The 23,375-nt window shown below is 48.7% G+C and carries 12 protein-coding genes and 3 riboswitches; of the genes, 11 read left to right on the forward strand and 1 reads right to left on the reverse strand.

The window, feature by feature from the left end:
* The first annotated feature begins 578 nt into the window (after nucleotides 1-578).
* A riboswitch (cyclic di-GMP riboswitch) is annotated at nucleotides 579-662 on the forward strand.
* A gap of 130 nt (nucleotides 663-792) precedes the next feature.
* Both AC4PHM_RS11960 and AC4PHM_RS11965 read left to right on the forward strand, forming a co-directional pair.
* Nucleotides 793-5,691, forward strand: coding sequence for a beta strand repeat-containing protein (locus AC4PHM_RS11960; RefSeq protein ID WP_492017988.1), 4,899 nt, complete (start codon nucleotides 793-795; stop codon nucleotides 5,689-5,691).
* A 675-nt stretch (nucleotides 5,692-6,366) separates the two neighbouring features.
* Nucleotides 6,367-7,620, forward strand: coding sequence for an ATP-binding protein (locus tag AC4PHM_RS11965; RefSeq protein WP_492017989.1), 1,254 nt, complete (start codon nucleotides 6,367-6,369; stop codon nucleotides 7,618-7,620).
* Nucleotides 7,621-8,146: 526 nt separating this feature from the next.
* On the opposite strand, the gene AC4PHM_RS11970 is transcribed toward AC4PHM_RS11965, so the two are convergent.
* Entirely contained in the window at nucleotides 8,147-8,851 is a 705-nt protein-coding gene (locus tag AC4PHM_RS11970; RefSeq protein ID WP_492017991.1) for an aspartate/glutamate racemase family protein, read from the reverse strand.
* Nucleotides 8,852-9,221: 370 nt separating this feature from the next.
* On the opposite strand from AC4PHM_RS11970, the gene sigV reads away from it, so the two are divergent.
* The 9 genes from sigV to AC4PHM_RS12015 all read left to right on the forward strand — a co-directional run bounded on the left by sigV (nucleotide 9,222) and on the right by AC4PHM_RS12015 (nucleotide 22,729).
* Nucleotides 9,222-9,749: an RNA polymerase sigma factor SigV gene (gene sigV / locus AC4PHM_RS11975; RefSeq protein ID WP_492017992.1), complete on the forward strand. Its 528-nt coding sequence runs from the start codon at nucleotides 9,222-9,224 to the stop codon at nucleotides 9,747-9,749.
* Nucleotides 9,739-10,647, forward strand: coding sequence for an anti-sigma-V factor RsiV (gene rsiV, locus AC4PHM_RS11980; protein WP_492017993.1), 909 nt, complete (start codon nucleotides 9,739-9,741; stop codon nucleotides 10,645-10,647). The genes sigV and rsiV overlap by 11 nt, the downstream gene beginning before the upstream one ends.
* 152 nt (nucleotides 10,648-10,799) lie before the next feature.
* Nucleotides 10,800-11,540 carry a hypothetical protein gene (locus AC4PHM_RS11985; RefSeq protein ID WP_492017994.1) on the forward strand — a complete coding sequence of 247 codons (741 nt, stop codon included), beginning with the start codon at nucleotides 10,800-10,802 and terminating at the stop codon, nucleotides 11,538-11,540.
* Between the two features lie 351 nt (nucleotides 11,541-11,891).
* On the forward strand, nucleotides 11,892-12,164 hold the full coding sequence (locus AC4PHM_RS11990) for a type II toxin-antitoxin system Phd/YefM family antitoxin (protein ID WP_291404845.1): 273 nt from the start codon (nucleotides 11,892-11,894) through the stop codon (nucleotides 12,162-12,164).
* Entirely contained in the window at nucleotides 12,157-12,414 is a 258-nt protein-coding gene (locus tag AC4PHM_RS11995) for a Txe/YoeB family addiction module toxin (protein ID WP_492017995.1), read from the forward strand. Before AC4PHM_RS11990 ends, AC4PHM_RS11995 begins: the two co-directional genes overlap by 8 nt.
* 185 nt (nucleotides 12,415-12,599) lie before the next feature.
* Nucleotides 12,600-14,330 carry an S-layer homology domain-containing protein gene (locus AC4PHM_RS12000; RefSeq protein ID WP_492017996.1) on the forward strand — a complete coding sequence of 577 codons (1,731 nt, stop codon included), beginning with the start codon at nucleotides 12,600-12,602 and terminating at the stop codon, nucleotides 14,328-14,330.
* Nucleotides 14,331-14,546: 216 nt separating this feature from the next.
* Nucleotides 14,547-15,047 carry a rhodanese-like domain-containing protein gene (locus AC4PHM_RS12005; protein ID WP_492017997.1) on the forward strand — a complete coding sequence of 167 codons (501 nt, stop codon included), beginning with the start codon at nucleotides 14,547-14,549 and terminating at the stop codon, nucleotides 15,045-15,047.
* A gap of 560 nt (nucleotides 15,048-15,607) precedes the next feature.
* A complete protein-coding gene (locus AC4PHM_RS12010; RefSeq protein WP_492017998.1) occupies nucleotides 15,608-19,825 on the forward strand; it encodes an MSCRAMM family protein in 4,218 nt (1,405 codons plus the stop codon).
* Between the two features lie 356 nt (nucleotides 19,826-20,181).
* Nucleotides 20,182-20,263, forward strand: a riboswitch (cyclic di-GMP riboswitch).
* 102 nt (nucleotides 20,264-20,365) lie between these two features.
* On the forward strand, nucleotides 20,366-22,729 hold the full coding sequence (locus AC4PHM_RS12015; protein ID WP_492017999.1) for a SpaA isopeptide-forming pilin-related protein: 2,364 nt from the start codon (nucleotides 20,366-20,368) through the stop codon (nucleotides 22,727-22,729).
* A gap of 418 nt (nucleotides 22,730-23,147) precedes the next feature.
* Nucleotides 23,148-23,229, forward strand: a riboswitch (cyclic di-GMP riboswitch).
* The last annotated feature ends 146 nt before the right edge of the window (nucleotides 23,230-23,375 follow it).

Consider the following 23,375-nt stretch of genomic DNA (forward strand, 5'->3'; position numbering starts at 1 on the left):
AGATGGCTAATTTTGAAGCCTTCAAGTGTTGCACATCACATAAATAAACAAAATTAATTTCCATTTTTTATTAATTTTTGTTAACATAACGCTATATTTAATTAATAATTGGGTATCTTATGGTTACGTAAATATGTTGCGAAGTGGAATGGTCTCTGACAATCAGCGAGATCAGAGCCGGAACACTTTAATACTTGGTGGACGCGATGAAGACCGGATTCTAATGGACGCAAATAATCCGGCTGGAGCAGAAGGCGTAACCGACCCCAGGAGACTAGGGTCGTTTTTGTTTTTGAGGAGGGTTGCCTATGATGAGGAATCACTGACCTCCAGCGATTGATAAACGTTTAATGAAACATCCAGAGAATATAGAGATCGCCAGGACCGTCCCGCCGGGTCTGCGTGAGGTGGATGAAACCACGGGCATAGCAGGGCCCCTAAAGACTGGACCAGATTCTGACATACATAATAATAATCCCACTGCGAATGCGGCTATGTTTGACAATCCGCTGGATTTCACGCGCGCGTCATCTGCTGAGAAGCCTTTTTCAGCCGATGGTCCGCTGCCAAACTCCATTTTTTGTGATGGACGCGATGAAATCCGGTTACAGTTGGACGCCTTAAACCGGATGGAGCCAGTGGCGTAACCGGCCTTGACTTGGGTCGGTTTTTGTTTTTTACGCGTTATAAGATTGAGGATTAAAAACGTTGAAAATGCGTTTGAATGAACTTACTTCAAATACATTTCACTCAGGGATCTTAAGTCCATTGATGGACAAAGGAGTGAGGAAAATGTTGAAGGGTCCCACCGTGAAGAGAAAGGTGACTAAGTCACTCAATGATCCTAAGTTGTTTATTGAAATGAGAAAAAAACATATTTTCAAAATGTTTCTTTCATTGTTAATGTTACTGACACTGATTATTGCATTACCTGCACAGATGACTTTTGCTGTGGGTGGAAGTTATAGTATTAATTGGTCTGCAGCTGATGCTAAAATAAATAACGCTCCTTATCTTCCGACCTACGAAAAAATTCCACCAGAAGCCATAGATTACGAGGCAATTGGCGGAAGAGCTAATGATCCGCTAAGCAATGCAGTGTTTGGCGACCCAAAAGATGCCGTAGAATCGCTTATGCCAAGCGACATGGCTCTAGGTCAAATTGTCCCATTTGAGGTTTTGATAACTGTTTCTGGGAGTAGTGCTCCTGAAAATGGGATCATTACAATTGAACCCTATTGGTTAACAAAAGTTACAAATGGCGACGATTTTGGTTTTGACCCAAGCTATGGTGTTATAGCTGCGTTTATTGATCATGGTGATGCTGCTACAATAGAATATACAACTGATACAGCAGCATCGTTCACTTGGACAGTTTCAAATGTAGGTACAAGCAATGAACAAATTAATGGCAAAATTACTGTATCAGGCTTGGAAGATGGCGAACAAGTTGTACTAGAAATCTGGGTAGTTCTCAAAGATACTATCGCAGAAGGGGTAGGCGGAAACGTACAGACAGGCCTAACTCGCGCTTACACGGGTACATCTTCAGAGACTGGCGATACCATCAACATCGGTAAACAGACTGTGCCACTTTTACAAGTTGGTACTTTCACTTCAAACGATGCTGACTTATCTATTATTAAAACCGATGCTCCTGATCCAGTTAATCTTGAAGGTACATTAACCTACACATTAACTATTACCAACCACTCCCCTGACATCTATGCAAATGGTATAATCGTTACAGATACGCTGGATACCAATACAACATTTGTGTCAGCAAGTCCTACTGAAACATCAAGAGATGGACAATTGGTAACTTGGAATGTTGGCGCTCTTGCTCCAGGTGCTTCGAAAATTATCGAAGTCACCGTTACAGTCAATGCAACTGCTCCTACAGAGTATCCTGGAGAAGATGCTATTGCCGGCGGTTACAGTTTACTTGAATCTTACGACTTGCTGAATACCACACGAGTTATATCTACAATTAGTGATGATCCTAACACTGCTAACGATACTTATTATCAACCAACGAATGTGTTGTCGGAACCTGAACTCACCCTCGTCAAATCCGCATCTCCTGCCACTTATAATGCGGTTGGCGATATCATCACCTACACTTACACGCTGACCAACTCTGGCAACGTCACGCTGACGGTTCCTTTCAGCGTTACTGATGATAAGGCTACCGTCGCAGTTACACAACCTGCCGATGGTATGTTAAGTCCTTTGGAATACTGTACTGGTACGGCTAGTTACACTATCACACAAGCCGATATCGAATCAGGTTCTGTTATGAACATTGCACAAGGTCATGGCTTCTTTGGGTCAACTGTGGTTGATTCTAACGTTGACGACGAGACCGTAACCGCTGTTCAATCACCGGCTCTGACCATCGTCAAGACGGCAACACCTGCCACTTACGATGCAGTCGGCGATACCATCAGCTACAGCTACGCGGTCACCAACACCGGTAACGTCACGCTTTACAACGTTTCCGTTGTCGATGACAAAGCCACTACCAGCCCTGCTTCCCTCGCTTCCCTCGCTCCTGGCGCTACGGCCGATTTCACGGCCAGCTACACCATCACGCAGGCTGAACTGGACGCAGGTTCCGTTACCAACACCGCTTACGCGACGGATGGCACAACGTCTTCCGAACCGGACAGCGAAACCGTCACGGCTGTTCCAATGCCGGCTCTGACCATCGTCAAGACGGCAACACCTGCCACTTACGATGCAGTCGGCGATACTATCAGCTACAGCTACGCGGTCACCAACACCGGTAACGTCACGCTTTACAACGTTTCCGTTGTCGATGACAAAGCCACTACCAGCCCTGCTTCCCTCGCTTCCCTCGCTCCTGGCGCTACGGCCGATTTCACGGCCAGCTACACCATCACGCAGGCTGACCTGGACGCAGGTTCCGTTACCAACACCGCTTACGCGACGGATGGCACAACGTCTTCCGAACCGGACAGCGAAACCGTCACGGCTGTTCCAATGCCGGCTCTGACCATCGTCAAGACGGCAACACCTGCCACTTACGATGCAGTCGGCGATACTATCAGCTACAGCTACGCGGTCACCAACACCGGTAACGTCACGCTTTACAACGTTTCCGTTGTCGATGACAAAGCCACTACCAGCCCTGCTTCCCTCGCTTCCCTCGCTCCTGGCGCTACGGCCGATTTCACGGCCAGCTACACCATCACGCAGGCTGACCTGGACGCAGGTTCCGTTACCAACACCGCTTACGCGACGGATGGCACAACGTCTTCCGAACCGGACAGCGAAACCGTTACGGCTGTTCCAATGCCGGCTCTGACCATCGTCAAGACGGCAACACCTGCCACTTACGATGCAGTCGGCGATACTATCAGCTACAGCTACGCGGTCACCAACACCGGTAACGTCACGCTTTACAACGTTTCCGTTGTCGATGACAAAGCCACTACCAGCCCTGCTTCCCTCGCTTCCCTCGCTCCTGGCGCTACAGCCGATTTCACGGCCAGCTACACCATCACGCAGGCTGACCTGGACGCAGGTTCCGTTACCAACACCGCTTACGCGACGGATGGCACAACGTCTTCCGAACCGGACAGCGAAACCGTCACGGCTGTTCCAATGCCGGCTCTGACCATCGTCAAGACGGCAACACCTGCCACTTACGATGCAGTCGGCGATACTATCAGCTACAGCTACGCGGTCACCAACACCGGTAACGTCACGCTTTACAACGTTTCCGTTGTCGATGACAAAGCCACTACCAGCCCTGCTTCCCTCGCTTCCCTCGCTCCTGGCGCTACAGCCGATTTCACGGCCAGCTACACCATCACGCAGGCTGAACTGGACGCAGGTTCCGTTACCAACACCGCTTACGCGACGGATGGCACAACGTCTTCCGAACCGGACAGCGAAACCGTCACGGCTGTTCCAATGCCGGCTCTGACCATCGTCAAGACGGCAACACCTGCCACTTACGATGCAGTCGGCGATACTATCAGCTACAGCTACGCGGTCACCAACACCGGTAACGTCACGCTTTACAACGTTTCCGTTGTCGATGACAAAGCCACTACCAGCCCTGCTTCCCTCGCTTCCCTCGCTCCTGGCGCTACGGCCGATTTCACGGCCAGCTACACCATCACGCAGGCTGAACTGGACGCAGGTTCCGTTACCAACACCGCTTACGCGACGGATGGCACAACGTCTTCCGAACCGGACAGCGAAACCGTCACGGCTGTTCCAATGCCGGCTCTGACCATCGTCAAGACGGCAACACCTGCCACTTACGATGCAGTCGGCGATACTATCAGCTACAGCTACGTGGTCACCAACACCGGTAACGTCACGCTTTACAACGTTTCCGTTGTCGATGACAAAGCCACTACCAGCCCTGCTTCCCTCGCTTCCCTCGCTCCTGGCGCTACGGCCGATTTCACGGCCAGCTACACCATCACGCAGGCTGACCTGGACGCAGGTTCCGTTACCAACACCGCTTACGCGACGGATGGCACAACGTCTTCCGAACCGGACAGCGAAACCGTTACGGCTGTTCCAATGCCGGCTCTGACCATCGTCAAGACGGCAACACCTGCCACTTACGATGCAGTCGGCGATACTATCAGCTACAGCTACGTGGTCACCAACACCGGTAACGTCACGCTTTACAACGTTTCCGTTGTCGATGACAAAGCCACTACCAGCCCTGCTTCCCTCGCTTCCCTCGCTCCTGGCGCTACGGCCGATTTCACGGCCAGCTACACCATCACGCAGGCTGACCTGGACGCAGGTTCCGTTACCAACACCGCTTACGCGACGGATGGCACAACGTCTTCCGAACCGGACAGCGAAACCGTCACGGCTGTTCCAATGCCGGCTCTGACCATCGTCAAGACGGCAACACCTGCCACTTACGATGCAGTCGGCGATACTATCAGCTACAGCTACGTGGTCACCAACACCGGTAACGTCACGCTTTACAACGTTTCCGTTGTCGATGACAAAGCCACTACCAGCCCTGCTTCCCTCGCTTCCCTCGCTCCTGGCGCTACGGCCGATTTCACGGCCAGCTACACCATCACGCAGGCTGATTTGGATAATCTCTTTGTCACCAACACAGCATATGCAACTGATGGTAAAACAAAGTCCGAACCTGACGAAGAGACTGTCTATCGCCAAACCGGAGCACTTCTGCCAACTCAAACTACAGTTCGAGATTATGTCAACGGAACCTATACAATGTATGACGCTTTCTACTACAATATTGATAAGAAAACGAAAACAGTCCTTAGTATAGCTCCAGGTGTCATCTTCTACTACAATAGTATTATTGCTCCAAGTGAAGATTTCACCGTTGAAATCAATCAATTTAATGATAATAGTTGGCCTGCTATGACTGTTCAATCATCAGACCAAGCCTATATTTACGATTTTGAATTTAATCGATTAACGGCGCCTCTAGTAACAACTACAGTTGATCCAGTCGCCGGAAAAGTCACATTCGTATTTGAAGGAGCATCAGAAGGTGCGATTTACTATATTGGCATCAAGTACACACCAGACAGTCTAGTTGGCGCACCTATGAGTAGTGCTGATGTTAATTATACCTTCTTTACTGCTATTGATGGTAACGAAGAAATCGGAAGTTACGCATCAATTCCTGTAATTTACAAGAAAAAATAATTCCGCTACCCACCCCCGTACCTGGGAAGGCTCCGAAAAACTACTGCTTGATTGAAAAAAGCTAAATTTCGATCGCTATAAGCGTTGGAATTGCTATGCTCAAAATTTTTAATAATTGCCTATTTCAAAAAATGGTGACTTTTTCGGAGCCTTCCCTGGCACGTTTTTCGGAACGCTGACGTTCAAATGTTTTGAAAAGATTGATGCTGCTAGTTTTCAGCAAAAACAACTTCATGAACTTCACTTTAGGTGACAGGTACAGGAAAAGAAATAAGTTAAATTGATCTACAATTTACTGCAACCAACACCAAGCGCCTCCGTAGCTTTTTCCGGGGGCGCTTTTCCATGTCCTCAGCTTTTCTCTTGTCAAGATTTCATCCATCTGCCATTTCGCCATTTCCTATGGTACCATCATGCGTCAATTCACACTCGAGAAAAGCCTCCTGGTCCTTTGATGTTCATCGCCCCCTATTGCTTTGATGTTTGCCTTGTGTGGTTGAGGGAGGGTGACCATCGGCAGAGGCATTTGAAGGTGCACTTCTAGCAGACCTTTCCGAAACAGTCCAAAAGCAGGTGATTTAGATGACGCATACACCTCGTATAATCAAATTAATCATGTTGGATTATACGAGGTTTTGTGTTATTCTATTTATAAAATTATAGGAGGTGCCCTGTATGGCCTGGATTGAAAGAACGATCACAGATTACCTGGTGAAAACCATCAATACCTTTCCGGCGGTTTTGATCACCGGCCCCCGACAGGTTGGAAAGTCGTCTCTGCTTCAAACCGTTGTTGAAAGCTACGACTACATCACTTTTGACAATCCGCTTCTATTACAGCAGGCGAAAGAGGATCCGGTGCTGTTTTTCATGAACCATTCTGAAAAGATGATACTTGACGAAATCCAGTACGCGCCAGAATTATTTCCATATATGAAAATAAAGATCGACGAGATGAGATTAGCAGCCCTGAAGGGCAATCGATCGGAACAGTGCTTGTTTTTATTATCGGGTTCTCAGGCCTACCACTTAATGCAGAATGTCAGTGAATCCCTGGCCGGCAGATTGGCCATTCTCCCTCTTCAGGGGATTTCTTACCGAGAGCAGAAAAACGTCAAATGCGCACTACCTTTCGTGCCAAATGATGACTATTTGTCGGTTCGAAAAAAAGAGAGCCTCGATACAAGCAATCTCTGGTCTATAATTCATGGAGGTTCCATGCCTGGGCTTGTCGCTTCGCATGAAGATTGGGAGACCTTCTATTCAAGTTATGTCATGACTTATATTGAGCGAGATGTGAATCAACTTACTAAGATTTCGGATCAAGGTGACTTTATGCGCTTCATGGCTGCTGTCGCTGCACGGAGTGGTGAACTCCTGAATTATGACAGTATTGCCAAGGATACAGGGGTTTCCGCGACAACGGTAAAGCGCTGGATTCAAATTCTGGAGAGCTCAGGTCTTATTCTTCAACTGTATCCTTATCACAATAACCATTTGAAACGCATGATCAAGACACCGAAACTTTTCTTTATGGATACAGGTCTGATGGCTTGGCTGACAAGATGGCTAACACCCGAAACCATTCAACATGGCGCGAAAGCCGGTCAATTCTTTGAAACTTGGGTGTTTTCTGAAATCGTCAAGTCCTTTCTCAATGCAGGAAAATCTGTTCGTGATCTTTATTATTACAGAGACGCAGACCAAAGGGAAATCGACTTGGTTATGGAAGTTGGCAGAACGGTTTATCCGATTGAAATCAAAATGACAGGCAAACCTGATAAAAAGATGGCACAAGCATTCCAGCTGCTGGAGCCTATAGCGAAAGCAGGAGATCTGGAGCTTGGGGATGGCGCTATCATAAACCAGTATCCGCATCTGATGTTTCTTGATAAAGGGCTTCGGGCAATTCCGGTTGGGTATTTGTGAAGAACTCATTGCTCACCCCCGTACCTGGCACGTTTTTCGGAACGCCGTACCTGGTACACCCAGCGAAGTTGATGAAGTTGTTTGATGTTGGATATAGTTATTCCAAAGCTTTCAGCGACTGACTTTTGAAAACCGAGCCTTTCGGTACCAGGTACAGAAAAAGAAATAAGTGAAATTGATCTAATATTTACCGCAACCTACAACAAGCGCCTCCGGGGCTCTATCCGGGGGCGCTTTTCCATGTCCTCAGCTTTTCTCTTGTCAACATACCATTCATCTGCCATTCCTCACATTCCAATGCTTACATCATTCGCCCTTTCTCACTCGAGAAAAGCCTCCTGGTCCTTTGATCTTCACCGGCCCCCATTGCTTTGATGTTTACTTTGTGAGGATTGGTGGTGAGGTGACCATCGGTAAAAGTCCTCTTCTCGAAAGCCTTAAAAGACCTTTCAAGGAAGCTCTGCCGATGGTTATCAAATGCAAAACGCAGCATTAAGAGGCACCGTCTTCGTCATGTCCTCAAGCCTTAACTCAGGATCTCCCGCAAAATAGCCTCTATATGCACCTGCGTCGTGTCGATCAGCACCGTGTCGAGATCGCCTTCTTTGATAATAAGGGGCAGCTCCGTGCAGCCCAGGACAAGGGCGTCCGCCTGATGCGCCACGAGCATTTTGTTCGCGATGCCCAGCATGGCCGCCTTTTCTTCCTCCAGGACAATCCCGGCCTCCAGGTTCGGGAAGATGATGTTGTGGATGATCGCCTGATCCTCTTTGCTCGGCACAATGGCCTGGGTGCCGAACTTGGCGCAGGCTTTTTCATACATGCCGCTTTCCATGGTGAACCCTGTCCCGAACACGATCAGCTTGTTCAAGCCCTTGGCGTGGGCGAACTTACAGGTCTCATCGACAATGCCAATGACAGGAATGGGCGAGCCGGCCTGGATTTCATCAAACACAATATGCGCGGTGTTGGCGGCTATGGCGGCAAACTCAGCGCCCGCCCCATGCAGCCTTTGAATAGAGGCAATCAGCCACTCGGACAAGGTGTTCCAGTCTTTGCGCGACACCAGATCGTAGGCGACGGCCAAGTCCAGGCTGTCAATGACCATGGGCGGATTGCTGGCGCAAACGCCGGTCGTCTCTACTTTTTCACGGTATAAGTCGTGGATGCTCTTGTAATACTCAAGGGTGGAGATTGGGCCGAGGCCGCCGACGAGTCCGAACTTTTTCATGGGGACACTCCTTTGTCATTCAAATGATGAAATCTCGAACATGCTTATAATGAATGGTTTCCTTTGTCTGCAACTTCATATTATGCGAATCCTGAGTGGATGTAAAGTCAGGGTGGTTTGGTGTGGGTGGGTGACCATCGGCAGAAGTTTTGCTTTTAGGGCCCTGAAAATGGGTAAATCCTAACCAGCTGCTCACACCTTCTCAATTATGAGATCCAGAGGGTGAGCAGGTCTATGCCAGTGAAATCTTCGCCTGGGGCACGGCGGCAGACATAAAACCAATCTTTTTCAAAACCCGCAAACTTTCCCGGCACCTCGGTCGTCTAAGGTATGTAGCGCTACAATTAAGAAGCAAAGTGAGGACGCCACATTGAACAGTCGACAGATCGCGGATTATGTCACCGAAAACAGAGAACGCCACTACCGGCTTGCCTATAGTTATGTCAAGAACCCTGACGACGCCCTGGATGTGGTCCAGGAGTCGATCTGCAAGGCGATTCACGGCGCCCACACGCTGAAGTCGCCTGAGTTCATCAAGACCTGGTTCTATCGGATCGTGGTCAACACGGCCCTGGACATCCTGCGAAAGCAAAAAAAGCTCGTCCTGGCAGATGATGAGGCCTTCGAAGCTCTCCACACGGTAGTGGACGACCCCATGGAGGATTACGACCTGCAGCAGGCGCTGGAGCGGCTGCCGGGGCATTACCGTACCGTTGTGGTGCTGAGGTTTTTTGAGGACCTGCCTCTGAACGACATTGCCGATGTCACCGGCCTCCCCCTCAGCACGGTTAAAACGCGTCTCTACAAATCCCTAAAAATGCTGCGTCTCGAGCTGGAATCGGAATCAGAATCAGAATCGGAATCGGACGAGAAAGGCGGAAACACCTATGGATCCTAAAATCGAAAAACTTCGGAAAGCATATGACAGCATTCCCATCCCCGACGAGTTGGAAGCTCTGGTAAACCAGACCCTGAGCCATGCTATGGGAGATTCTGGGCGACAAGGGTCATGGGCACGCAAGCGCCGGGTCCTCCTGGTTACCGCGGCTTCATTGGCAGCTGCCTTCGTCCTCTTTGTGGCAGGCATCAATTTGAGCCCCGCTTTCGCAGAAAAAGCAGGACGTCTGCCGATGGTCGGTCAACTAGTCAAGGTTTTCCTATTGAGGGAATACATCCATCAAGCAGACGCTTATGACGCGAGCCTTCAGTCGCCGGGCATCGAAGGGCTCGAAAACCAAGACCTCGAGGCCTTCCTTAATGCCAAATACCTGTCGGAAAATAAAGCCCTCTATGAGACCTTCATGGCGGATATGGCTGCTTTGAAAGAGGCGGGCGGCGGACATCTGGGCGTGGACAGCGGGTACCTGGTTCTGACGGACACAGCGGAGATCCTGTCTATAGGCAGATATGTGGTGAATACGGTGGGCTCGTCATCAACGGTCTTCAAATATGACACCATTGATAAAGTGAATGAGATCCTCATTACCTTGCCGAGCATGTTTAAGGATGACCGCTACATTGACTTCATCAGTGAAGAGATCAAGGGCCAGATGGTGGCCCAGCACCAGGCTGATCCGAACCGTTTCTTCTGGGTGGAGGGGATTGAGCAGACGGTGGACATGCCGCTGTTCGAACGCATTGCCGGTGATCAGAGTTTTTATATCAGCGCGGAGGGCGAACTGGTCATCTCCTTTGACAAGTATGAAGTTGCGCCGGGCTATATGGGGGTTTTGACGTTCACCATACCAACTGAGGTACTGGAGGAGGTGCTGGTGAGCCGGGCGTATTTGAGGTAGGCCCGTACCTGGCACGATTTTCGGAACGCTGACGTTTAATTAATTTGAAAAGACTGCTGTTGCATGTTTTCATCAAAAACAACTTCATGAACTTCAATTATGGTGCCAGGTACAGAAAAGTGAAAAAAGTTATGAAGAAAGAGGCGAGCTATATGAGACTAGGCAAGGCTTTCCCTATGTCCTTTTTAATTCCGACCTTTATTGTTGCCGCGAGTCTGTCGCTGGCGGGTTGTGCCCCATTGTCTGCAGAGGCAGCGACACCACCGGAAAGCGGGTCAAAGGATGTGGATCAGCCCGTTGAAGTGCAGCTTGAGGATCCAGTGAATGAAGATGGCTATGTGCTCGTGACGCAAGTTTATGAAGAGATGGACAAGCGCATTAAAATTGCCTATCCCCAAATTTCGGGGTTTAAAGGCGAGCTGCTCCAGGATTATATGAACCAGAGTCTGAGAGAACCTGTCGAAACCTTGACGTCGGACACCTTTTATACCGACCTTGACTTGGATTACAGGGTTACCCTGAAAACCCAGGAGATGCTCAGTGTTATTCTGATTGGAACTGGCCAGTTAGAGGGCGGGCGTAATTTCAATTATCTGGACAGCGTCACTTTGGATCTGAAGTCTTCAAACGAGATCACCTTTGAGAACTTTATCAAGGACGATCCTGCCTCCAGGGATGCCTTTATGAAGCTTCTTGATCTTAAGGCCAAAGAAGCAGGGTGTCCGGAAGGCGCTGACTATGAAGGACTGAGACTCTTCTTCAGACCTGACGAAGTCGTGTTCTTCTACATGCCTCCTGATGACAGCGCTGAGGCGTTCGTTCAGATCGGCGTGCCAAAGGTTGAGCTTGATGGGCTTGTAGAGGTCGAGTTTGGGGAGAAGCCGGCGAGTTGATCTTGGGCTCAAGACCTTGGGGGTCACCCCTATTCGGGATGATACTTAGCTTGTGTGACAGGTTCACTTGTTAGCAGACTCGAAAAATCTCGTATGACCCACTTTATTAGGTTGGATTGTACGAGATTTTTTAGCAATATCTTTATAGCTAGATCAATATTGAGTAGACACCAAACTCCTCCTTTTATATCTCATTTTTGAAGGTATTGTTTCATTGATGATAAAATGACCATCGGCAATAGCATTTAAGGTTGCACTTTCGTGAATGAAAATTAATGACTTTGACAGAAACACGCACTTAACGTACAATATATTTAACAATATTTCGTACAACTCAAGGAGGTGTTCCTAATGTTGGCAGTCAATTATTCTACTTTGAGAAATCATCTCAAAGACTATTGCGACAAAGTCAGTGACGACTACGAGACAGTTATTGTTACTAGAAAAGACGAGAAAAATGTTGTCATCATAAGTCTTGAAGCCTACAACAATATGGTTGAAAACTTGTTTATAATGAGCAATCAAAAATATTATGACCGGTTGTTAGAGAGCCGTCGTCAAATTGAGCGTGGAGAAACTGTCGAAAAATCTATGACAGAGCTTGAGGCGGCTGAGGATGAATAAAAAATTCTCAAAATATGCTTGGGATGATTTTATGGCATGGACTGTCGAAGATCGTAAAGTTGTGAAAAAAATTAATGTGTTGTTGAAAGATATCGAGAGTAATGGAAATGAAGGCATGGGGAAACCAGAGCCTCTTAAACACGGGCTTAGCGGGTATTGGAGCCGTCGAATCACAGATAGGGACCGCTTAATCTACAGAATTGATGAGGACACCATTTATATCATTGGGTGCAAGGGACACTATGAGTGAGACAGTTATAGGCACTATTGCCTGGAACTGCATTGAAAATAACGAAAAATATAAATGCTTCTAAAACGCCCCCGGACTCACTCCAGGGGCGCTTCTTCGTTTCCGAATCTTTTCCCACATGGTATAATCTAACTAATCAGCCCCACTCTCACCCAACCAATTTCACCTATTGGAGGTCCTCCACCATGAGAAAATCATCCCGGGCTTTGCCCCGACTTCGAACTTTATCCCTGGTCTTAATCTTTGCCCTCCTCTTCACCGCCCTCCCACTTTCTGCGCCGTCCACCGCCGCCACCCGCTTCACGGATGTTCCGAGCGGTCACTGGTCGGAAACCTTTGTCAACAAAGCCAGTGACTACGGTCTGATGAAAGGCATAGGCGATGGCCTCTTCGGTTTTAATCGCAGCATCACCAAAGCGGAATTCGCCACCATCCTCTGCCAGATGTTCGGTTGGGAGCTGTTGAACCCCGCTGTACCAACCTTCACTGACGTCGCTGAATCCCAGTGGTATTACACCTATGTCGAAACTGCCCTGGCCAACAACGTCGTAGATAAGACTGCGACCTTCAGCCCGAATCAGCCCATCCTAAGGGAGGACATGGCCGCCATGCTCGTAAGAGCTTTGGGCTACAATACCCTCGCGGGAAAAGCCGCCCAATATGGCCATCCCTTCAAGGATGTGACGGAGAAAGCCGGCTATATTGCCATTGCTTATGACATTGGCATGATTAAAGGCACCAGCGCCACCACCTTTGCGCCAAAAGCTACAGCTACCCGCGAGGAAGCTGCCACTATGCTGGTGCAAGTCTATGAGAAATACATCAGCGAGATCGACTGGGTTCATGCTTTCTATGCCCTCAAATCCTACAGCCAACTGGGCCTCACCACCCAGATGGACGCCGTCTCCGCAGGCTGGAGCCGCATGAGCTATAGTATGACCACCGGCGTCTACCTGAACACCTCTGGCCAAAACAGCAATGAATGGCAGGTGCCAAGCGGTTATGAGCTGGTCACCGGATTCCTGGACACAAATCGAAAGCCCCTGAACCTCAGCGTCTACCTGGATACCTCCGTCACTTTCACCCAGGCGGATGGTACATCTACCAATACTGCAAGAGCCATTATGCTCGATCCCGTACAGAGAACTCAGGCGGTTCAGGCTATTCTGAATGAGCTGACCCGCACTTACGACCTCCTCGGAAAGAATCCGTATAGTGGCGTGACTATTGATTTTGAAGGCTTCCGGGGTGCTGAGATGAAGGCGGGGCTAAATGCTTTTTTGGAAGAGCTGAATGGGGGACTAGAGACTATCGGCAAAAACCTTTATGTAATGGTGCAGCCGGCGGTGTGGAGTTCTGCCTACTTTGACGGTTACGATTACCGGACTATTGGGCGATTGGCGGACCGGGTGATTTTGATGGCCCACGATTATCAGCCGACAAATCTCAGAGGCTTTGAAGGGACGACGTTTCATAGAAATGCAGCGCTGACGCCGCTGGAGCAGGTGTATTATTCGCTCAGGGCGGTGACAGATCCGGTAACGGGCGTGGCGGTCCAGGACCGGAGCAAGCTGGCGCTGGCCATCAGCTTCACGAATGTGGCCTGGACGACATCCGGTGGACTGCTGTCCAGCCCGACGCCGCTAAAGCCGGAAACGTCGACGGTGTATGCGCGGATGACGTCGCCAAGCGCGGTTATGGGCTACTCTGAAGTTTACCGGAACCCATATCTGACCTATACCACCGAGACCGGCGAGGAGATTTTCCTCTGGTATGAGGATGCCCGCAGCGTGGCGGACAAGCTAGCGCTGGCGAAGCTGTTCGGCATCCGCGGTGTGTCCCTGTGGCGGCTGGGCCAAGTCCCGGCGTATGGGGATGCGGGGCTTGAGTTTGATGTGATGAAGGTACTGCGATAGTTAACAGACGTAGGTGAAACTCGGTGTCTGACACCGAGTTTCTTTGCATGAGGGTGTTGTGGATGGGCGACCATCGGCAGCACCCTCTCTTTATTTTATAAAATATTTTGATTTGGTTTAATTTACAATCGAATTTTTCGATGCCCAACATATTATAAAATGTGGTATTCTGTTACCGTTGCATTCCAATACCACAAGATCAGGAGGAAATTTTACATGTTAAGAAAGCTTTTTGCAGCACTTTTAGTCCTCACCCTTGCCGCAGCGGCGACTGCCTGCTCATCCGGAACCGCAGAAGCACCTGCTCCGGCTCCGGCAGCGGCAGAAACGCCAGCGCCTGCGGCATCTGCGCCGGCGGCTGAGGAGAAAACTTATCAGTACTATACGGCGGACCAGACCAAGGCTGCCATTGAAAACAAAGAGGACATCATCCTTCTTGACATCCAGGTCGAGGACGAGTGGAACGCCCACCACATCGAGGGCGCGGTTCCGACCTATGCTTATCCGGTGAAAACGCCTGAAGATGAGGCGAAGCTCGCGGCAATTCTGCCGGATCTTGCCGGGGAACAACCGATTATCGTCATCTGCCCGGGCGGTGCCGGCGGCGCGACGAGATCCATTGATTATCTCACGGCTCAGGGCGTTGCCCCAGAGCGCCTCTTTATCCTTGAAAATGGTCAGAGCAAGTGGCCTTATGAGGAATTGCTGGCGAAGTAGTTCTTAAAGAGAGTAAGAAGATAAGGATGATGCCGATGGTCGACCATCGGCATTATCTTTTTTTTGCGGAAAGAAGGGGTTGTCAGACACCCTCTTCCACCTTCGCGTGATTGAGAATAGTTATCGCATGCTCTGGCACCGTTTTAAAAGTTGTCCGCGTCACCAAGTTGAAAGTTGTCCGCGTCACCAACCTCAATCGACAATATGACCACAACTCGAACAATATGAGCATTATGTTAACCTTTTGTAACCTCGGGTATAATGGGGACATAATTCACTGTCAAGCCCTACATAGCCCCAAGCGTCACCTGCTTAACCGCGGACCGCGCCTTGGCCAGCTATGCTTTGGTGGTGGCGATGATCCCCGGATTGAACTTTGGACGCCTGTGATCCGGGAAGAGCCAATGGCGTAACCGACCCCATTACGGGGTCTTTTTCATTTTTTGAAAGGCGGAATGCGTATGGGAAAGTTTAATCGCTATTGTAATAGATATCAATCTTCCTCAATACCAATTTGAATCAACACCCACAATTTTGAAAATATTTAAGGAGTGACTTTTATGTCAGAATATTTCACCCCTAAGAGGCAAGTGCTACGCTACCTCTTAGCGTTAATTCTGGTAACGGTCATGGCCTTGACAATGCTGATCCCGTCTGCCTATGCAGGCGTAAACGACCTCACTGCCAATGGCTATGGCATTTCAACCTCAGGTAAAAGCATTTCCGGCGGCTGGACTCCCGGCAACCTGGGCAAAACTTATCAAGAAGGCGAGTGGGTTCCATTTCAGACGGTCGTGACGAATATCGACTGGGCTGTACTTGAAAACTTGGGCGCCGCATTCGATTTCTATGACGATGGGCGCTTCTATGACTTAGTCCGAAATATTTCTGTCAGCACGACACCTCTTACTGATGCCGATGGTTTTGGTTTTCCAAATAGTGAAGGTGAACCATGGGTCATCAGCGATCTTGAGGATCTGGATGACGCACAGCGCGAACCAAACGAATACTACTTTGACGGTTTCGCTCCAATTGTACTGACAGAATCTGAATATATGGCGCAGATCAACAAATCTCTAAGCGGTGGAACCGGCACAGAAACGGACATGGTTCGTGTGTTTTTTGTCACGCGTGATCAACTTCTTGATGCCCTTGGATTTGGTCCTTATAATCCTGCTAATATTGGGGATTATCCTACAGAAGTCGCACTTTATTTTCAACTTCACCTATCCAGAACATTTATCTGGAACAATACTGCAACCTTCGAAAACGTTGGCGAGCTTCCTTTAGCCTATGTCTATACGCAATTTCCTACTGACAAATGGGGCGGCTACGTCTATGATGAAGACTTCCTGAATAGTACTATGTTCGGATCCTATATTTATCCTGGCTCCAGCGGACACTCCTACGCCTACATCAACAACGGTGACGGCGGAGAGAAAACCATCCCAATTCCTGATGTTGATAGAGAAACTGGAAAAATCTCCGGTTATAAATATCGAGATGTAAATGCAAATGGGATCTATGAACCGGCGATTGATACACCACTATCCGGGTGGGATATTTTCCTTAGAACTGATCTTTATGCTATTCCGGATGTCGAATTCAAGGATACAACGGATGTCAATGGCTTCTTTGAATTCACTGATCTGCCTTACAATCTGCTATGGGAACTTAGCGAATCCATGCAGGCTGGTTATAGTCAAACTTATCCAAATGACAGCACGACTGGTGAAAGTGATCTGACTGGCAGCGCTTATACGAACTGGTGGAAACTGCCACTTGATCTAGTTAATGATGCTGATAATTACGACGAGCTGGGTCGTGGTGACTATGGCTGGGAGGTCAAGTTATCGACGACTCACACTACCCAAACAAATGTTAACTTTATGAATACTAATACCGGCGATCTGGAAATCACCAAACTCTTCGATTATGAAGACGTTGAAGGGTTTACGGATGAGATGCTACCTGCGTCCATTGATATCCACATTACCGGACCTTCCTTCTTACCTGACGGTGAAGATTTCAGTCTTCTGAAAACAGAAAATTATGTTCTCCTTCTTGAAGACTTGCTCCCTGGCGATTACAGCATTACGGAAATCAATGTTCCTGAAGGCTGGGATGCGCCGGATGTCCCAATTAATGCTACGGTTATCGCAGGCGACGTCGTTGAAATCGATTTCACGAACGTCTTCCTGACAGGTTCTCTTAAAATCACTAAAGAATTCGACTTCGAAGGCATAGTAGGCTTTGATGAAGAAACCATGCTGCCAAATGTTATTACGGTCGAAGTCACTGGTCCTTCCTATCCTGCAGGGACCGAAGTTGATATTACTATTAACGACGAAGGCATAGGCGAAGTAACGCTCAACAATTTGATTCCTGGCGATTATACGGTGGACGAACTGGCATTTACCGGTTCAGAGTTGTGGGATTCCGACATTGACCCTGAGTCTGTCGAAGTCGTCGGCGGCGCTTCAGAGGCTGTGGTCGTTTCCATCACCAACACCTTTATGCCAGGTGAGCTTCGCATCACTAAAGATTTTGACTTTGCAGGCATCTTCGGATTTGACGGCGCCACCATGCTGCCAGATTCCATCACAGTCAAGGTCACTGGACCTTCTTATCCAAGCGGAACAGAAGTCACAATCAATATTGACGATCTTGGCGATGGCACTACGCTTCTCCAAAATCTCATACCAGGTGACTACACTATTGAAGAGCTTGACTTTACAGGTTCAGACGCTTGGGACTCAGACATTGATCCAGAAATGGTCGAAGTCATTGCTGGCGCTGATCCAGTGGTTGAAGTTATGATTACCAATACCTTCATCCCTGGTGAGCTCCTCATTGCCAAAGTATTCGACTTTGAGGGTATTGAAGGTTTTGATGCTGACACCATGCTGCCAGCTTCTATTTCAGTCAAGGTCACCGGTGCTTCCTATCCACTGGGAACTGTCGTCGACATTGATATTGATGAATTTGGCGAAGGCGAGACACTCCTTGATAATCTGATTCCTGGTGACTACACTGTTGAAGAGCTCACTTTTGAAGGCTCTGAGGCTTGGGATTCGGAAATTTCAGACTCACCTGCAACAGTAGTCGGAGGCGCATTGACGGCTGTTAAGGTTGACATCACGAATACCTTTGAACCTGGCGAGTTAAAAATCACCAAAGAATTTGAATTTGAAGGCGTTGTAGGCTTTGATCCAGCTACAATGCTGCCTGAAGAGATCACTGTCATGGTCACCGGCAATTCCTATCCACTCGGTATGGAAGTAGACATCCCTATTAGCGAACTGGGTGTTGGCGAAGTGACCATCGGCAACCTGATCCCTGGTGACTATACCGTCGACGAGCTCGAATTCACAGGCTCTGACATGTGGTCATCTTTGATCAACGGATCACCTGCTTCTGTAGTGGCTGGCGCAGAACCGATCGTTACAGTTGCAATTACGAACACCTTTATTCCTGGCGACCTCGAGATCACTAAACTCTTTGATTATGAAGGCGTAGTGGGATTTGAGGTATCCATGCTGCCAGACTCTATTGACATTCACATCACCGGACCTTCCTATGATCCGAATGGTTTGGATGTCACACTCTATAAAGCTGACGACTACTACGTGAAGCTTGAAAACCTGATCCCTGGCGACTACAGCATTGACGAAATCAACGTTGGGGACGAATGGGAGGCGCCTGACCTTCCAATTAATAAAGAAGTTTTAGCCGATGGTCTCGTCTCCATCAGCTTCACCAACGTCTACGTCCCTGGTGATCTGGAAATCACCAAACTCTTCGATTACGAAGGCGTTGTGGGATTTGAAGAATCCATGCTTCCAGAGACAATTGACATTCACATTGAAGGACCTTCCTATGATCCGGACGGTCTGGATGTGACACTTGAAAAAGCTGATGGCTACTATGTAAAACTTGAAAATCTCCTTCCTGGCACCTATGAAATCACTGAAGTTAACGTTCCATCCGGTTGGATGGCACCAACCCTTCCAATTGAAATCGAAGTGGAAAACGGCGAAGTGGCATCTGTTGAATTCACGAACGTCTTCATGACGGGTTCGCTGACGATCACTAAGAATTTCATCGGCGGCGATGGGACCTTATGGCCTGAAGAAATCGTCGTAGTCGTGACTGGTCCTTCCTATCTGTTAGGGTTTGCAGCTGTAATTGAGATCGATCAAGTAACCGGATCTGGTTCCGTAACTTTGGACGACTTGATCCCTGGTGAATATACCTTCACAGAGCTGGCATTTGTCGGCAGTGAAAACTTCACCTCCAACATCAGTCCGCAATCTGTGATGGTCGTTGCAGGCGCAGTCTCACCTGCCATGGTGACAATCACTAACACTATGGCATACCACGATGAAACCGCTTGGGCACTAGGTAATAACAAAAACTTGGATTCCGTGAAATCCAACAACTGGGGCTGGAATATTGGTCCTATCACCGATGGATATAGCGAAATCCACGACTTAATCGCTGGCGCTGGCGGCAACATTGTAGAAAATGGCACTTTAGTTGGACATGTTGAAATTGTTTACTCCGGCGGTTACGTCACCGTGACCTACCACATGCTGGACGGCTTTGAATTGATGGACACTCATGTTTGGATTGGCACATCCAATCTTCCAAAACTCAAAAACGGCAAGATGACTGACTCCCCTGGCCAATTCCCATATGAGGATGGTGTCAGTATCGCTGCTACAGGTCCAGTCTACGTCGCAGCTCACGCAGTTGTGAGAATGCCAGGGAACTAATGCGGCACAATGTGGAGATCTGAGTAGTATGTAATAAGCTCTAAGGCGCTCCCGGGGTTTCGGGGGCGCCTTTTGTGACTTGAGGAGGCCATCCTAACAAGCTCTGGCACCAGTTTGAAAGTTGTCCGCGTCACCAACTCTGAATCCGTCCGCGTCACCCAACTTACGCCCCTTTTTTGATCATATTGTTAATGAAAATCATTATCGAAAAACGCTTAAACCCCTTCTGCCAGGGTAACTATGCACTATCAAGAAGCAGTTAAAAATTTTTAAACACCCCGCCACACTACATAGTTTTAGATCCACAGCAAATCTCCCTCTGACCCCTGTAACTGCCTGGCCACACAAAACCTCATTACATACAAGGGCAAACCCGCCGAAAGTCGGGGACGCAAAGCCAGGGCCTAAAGTGCGAGCTATGGTCGACCGGCTGCTATGTACAACCGTTTTGTGTTGTCATGGCAGCTTTTTATTTGCCCTTGAGAGCAAGTGACGCATTTGAGGCGATTACGAATACTAAGAAAGCGAGAGGTGAGAACAATGTTAGGAATGAAAAGAAAAGTTAAGCGGCTTCTGAGTTTGAGCATAATGTTGACCATGGTGCTGATGAGCTTTCCGTCACTGGCGGTGACGGCATACGACTTTGAAGGTACTTTTGATATTACGGCAGGTCAGAATATGGTGATCGGTGAAGCCACCGTGATGATCGATGGCGACCAGTTAACCATCGACGTGAACCTGGATGATGGCCAAAAAGCCAGCGAGTTCCATCTGGACATTTTCGATACCCTGCCAGACTCACGTCCAACACCTGGCCAGGCTGAACACAAAGGAAGCTTTAATCCAGCAAAAGAAGATTTTGACATCGGTCCAATAACCCTTGACCTCGATGATCTCAACCCAGGCCAGTGTCAGGATCTCTATCTCATCCTTCACCTGGCTGTCGGCGGAGAAACCGCTTATGCCGGCACGGTTATTGACTCTGAAGAGAGCAGCGGCGCATGGTTCGGCTACATCCACATTCAAATCTGCGAGCCTGACGAACCAGACCCTGAATTCGGCAGCCTGACTATCTTTAAATTTCACGACATGAACGAGAACGGCGAATTTGACGAGGACGACGAGCATGCCCTCTCCGGCATCGAGTTCGAAATCTATAACGAAGACGACGAGGCACTCGAAGACTCCCCATTCACTACGGATGACGACGGCCTGATCGAGCTCACCAACCTCCCGGTTGGCGAGTACACCATTAAAGAACTGTCCGACTACCAAATCACAGGACAAGTCTTTACCGATGGTCTCCTCTCCATCTCCATCAACAAAGACCAAACCACCCGAGTCGAAATTGGCAACATTATCCCGGATGACACCTTCGACGTTAGAATCGTTAAATTCGAAGACCTCAACCGAGACGGCAAAATGAACGGCAACGACGATTTCCTCGAAGACATTCACTTCATGCTCTTCGAAGATCCTGAAGACGAAAACCCTCTCCAGCACGGTTACACGGATGAGGACGGCGAACTTCTCTTCAGCGGTCTCGAAGCTGGCACCTACTATTTAAAAGAGCACAGCAGCGCGAAAATCACGACACCAGGCTTCGACGATGACGGTTTCATGATGATCGAGGTCGGCGGCGAAGATTTTGAAAATCCGCTTGAAATTGGAATTGGGAACTACTTTAGTGAAGAGGAAGAAGAGTTTGGCGCTATCACCATCTGGAAATTTGTCGATGTAGACAAAGACGGCATTTGGGATAACGGTGAACCTGCCCTTGAAGATATTGAATTCAAACTTTTCATGGAACATGACATGCCATCCACCAGTGAATCAGCCATTTCTCTGATGGAAGTCGCAAGCGGCGAAACAGATGAAGACGGCAAACTGGTCTTCAACAACCTCGAATTTGGCCACTATGTCCTCGAAGAACACAGCACCTTTGAAATCACCGCACCTGAGGATCTCAAAGATGGCAAGATGGACATTCACCTCCATGAAGAGCATACCACTCAAGTGGTTTATGTCGGCAACTTCATTCCTGACGAACCAGAGCCAGAACCTGGTACCATCATCGTCCACAAATTCAACGACACTGACCGCGATGGCGTGAAAGACGAGAACGAATCATGGCTCTCCGACGTCAGTTTTGAACTCTTCAAATCCATGAATGACGATGACCCAATCGCCACCGGAACCACCAACAGCAGCGGCATGATCACCTTCAGCGGCCTCGAGCCTGGCGATTATTTCCTCGATGAGCTCGGTTCCAGAATCATCACCACTTCCGTCAACAGCCAGGGCTTCATTGAAGTCATGGATCTGGACGAAGAAGAAACCCTGCACGTCTACGTTGGCAACTACAGGCAGTCCCCACCGCCGCCACCTCGCGACGATGACGACGATGATGACGATGACCCAGTTGAGTTCGGCACCCTCCGCATCCAGAAGTTCCTGGACTCAGATGAGGATGGTATCTTTGACGCCGACGAATTCGAAATGGTTGGCATTACCTTTGAACTCTATGACGACGAGAAAGATGAAGTCATCAGCACCAAGATGACCGACTCCGAAGGCGTCATCACCTTCCCGAACCTCGAATTCGGCGAGTACTACCTGCGAGAAGTCAGCGACTTCCGAATCACTACCGAAGGCTTTGATGCCGATGGTTTCAGCAGCGAACCAATCGAAATAGATTCCGATGATGTCCTCATCATCACAGTTGGAAACATCAGAGACGTTCTAGAAGTACCCGTCGTTGTTGAACTTCCAGCAGAAATAGAAATTGTGGAAGAGCCTATCCCACTGGCACTCCCAGATACCGGCGAAGTCGGAGCTGAATCCTATTATATTCTCGGCAGTTTGATCATGATTGCTGGGATGTTCCTAAAACGTTTGAGATAACCCCTCTCGCCTCTCTTTGCAGCCAGGCTGCCTCCCGGCGGCCTGGCCTCTTTTTGTATTCAATGCAGGCCCCCGGCGTCCGCTGACGCCAGGGGCCTTTATTTGGAAGCAATGGGTAACTTACACGGGTTGAGAATGGTTTTCACAAGCTTCGGCCCCAAAATTGAAAGTTGTCCGCGCGGCCTGAAGCCTATTGCCCCTGAGTTGAAGTTGGTGACGCGGACTGTAATATTCTCAATGGCACTAAGTTCAAAGATGGACCACACCCTCAAGTGATCAGCCTTACTACATAGTTATTGCAGATCTGTAGCACTTTCAGAGCGTTGATAATACTGGATTTTTGTTAAACTATTGATTATTATATGTCGTTTTTGGGTAACATAATACTGACAGATCATCAATACATACTGAACCAAATCACATACAAGGGCAAACCTGCCGAAAGGCAGGGGCACAAAGCCCTGGGCCTAAAGCAATACCATGGTCGTCCGGCTGCTATGTACAACGTGTTGTTGTCGTGGCAGCTTTTTTATTTGCCGCGAGTCGATAAATAGATATAAAAGGAGGCGGGTTAAAACCGAAGGCGAAAGAAAAGCGAGAGGCAGTTAATTGGGACCATATTTAATTTCTGTTTTATACCTCAAAG

It is taken from the genome of Acidaminobacter sp. QWL-03 (assembly GCF_058683855.1).

Coding starts and splice junctions, on each gene's coding strand:
- AC4PHM_RS11960 (WP_492017988.1), top strand. CDS start 793: ATGTTGAAGGGTCCCACCGTGAAGAGAAAGGTGACTAAGTCACTCAAT.
- AC4PHM_RS11965 (WP_492017989.1), top strand. CDS start 6,367: ATGGCCTGGATTGAAAGAACGATCACAGATTACCTGGTGAAAACCATC.
- AC4PHM_RS11970 (WP_492017991.1), bottom strand. CDS start 8,851: ATGAAAAAGTTCGGACTCGTCGGCGGCCTCGGCCCAATCTCCACCCTT.
- rsiV (WP_492017993.1), top strand. CDS start 9,739: ATGGATCCTAAAATCGAAAAACTTCGGAAAGCATATGACAGCATTCCC.
- AC4PHM_RS11985 (WP_492017994.1), top strand. CDS start 10,800: ATGAGACTAGGCAAGGCTTTCCCTATGTCCTTTTTAATTCCGACCTTT.
- AC4PHM_RS11990 (WP_291404845.1), top strand. CDS start 11,892: ATGTTGGCAGTCAATTATTCTACTTTGAGAAATCATCTCAAAGACTAT.
- AC4PHM_RS11995 (WP_492017995.1), top strand. CDS start 12,157: ATGAATAAAAAATTCTCAAAATATGCTTGGGATGATTTTATGGCATGG.
- AC4PHM_RS12000 (WP_492017996.1), top strand. CDS start 12,600: ATGAGAAAATCATCCCGGGCTTTGCCCCGACTTCGAACTTTATCCCTG.
- AC4PHM_RS12005 (WP_492017997.1), top strand. CDS start 14,547: ATGTTAAGAAAGCTTTTTGCAGCACTTTTAGTCCTCACCCTTGCCGCA.
- AC4PHM_RS12010 (WP_492017998.1), top strand. CDS start 15,608: ATGTCAGAATATTTCACCCCTAAGAGGCAAGTGCTACGCTACCTCTTA.
- AC4PHM_RS12015 (WP_492017999.1), top strand. CDS start 20,366: ATGTTAGGAATGAAAAGAAAAGTTAAGCGGCTTCTGAGTTTGAGCATA.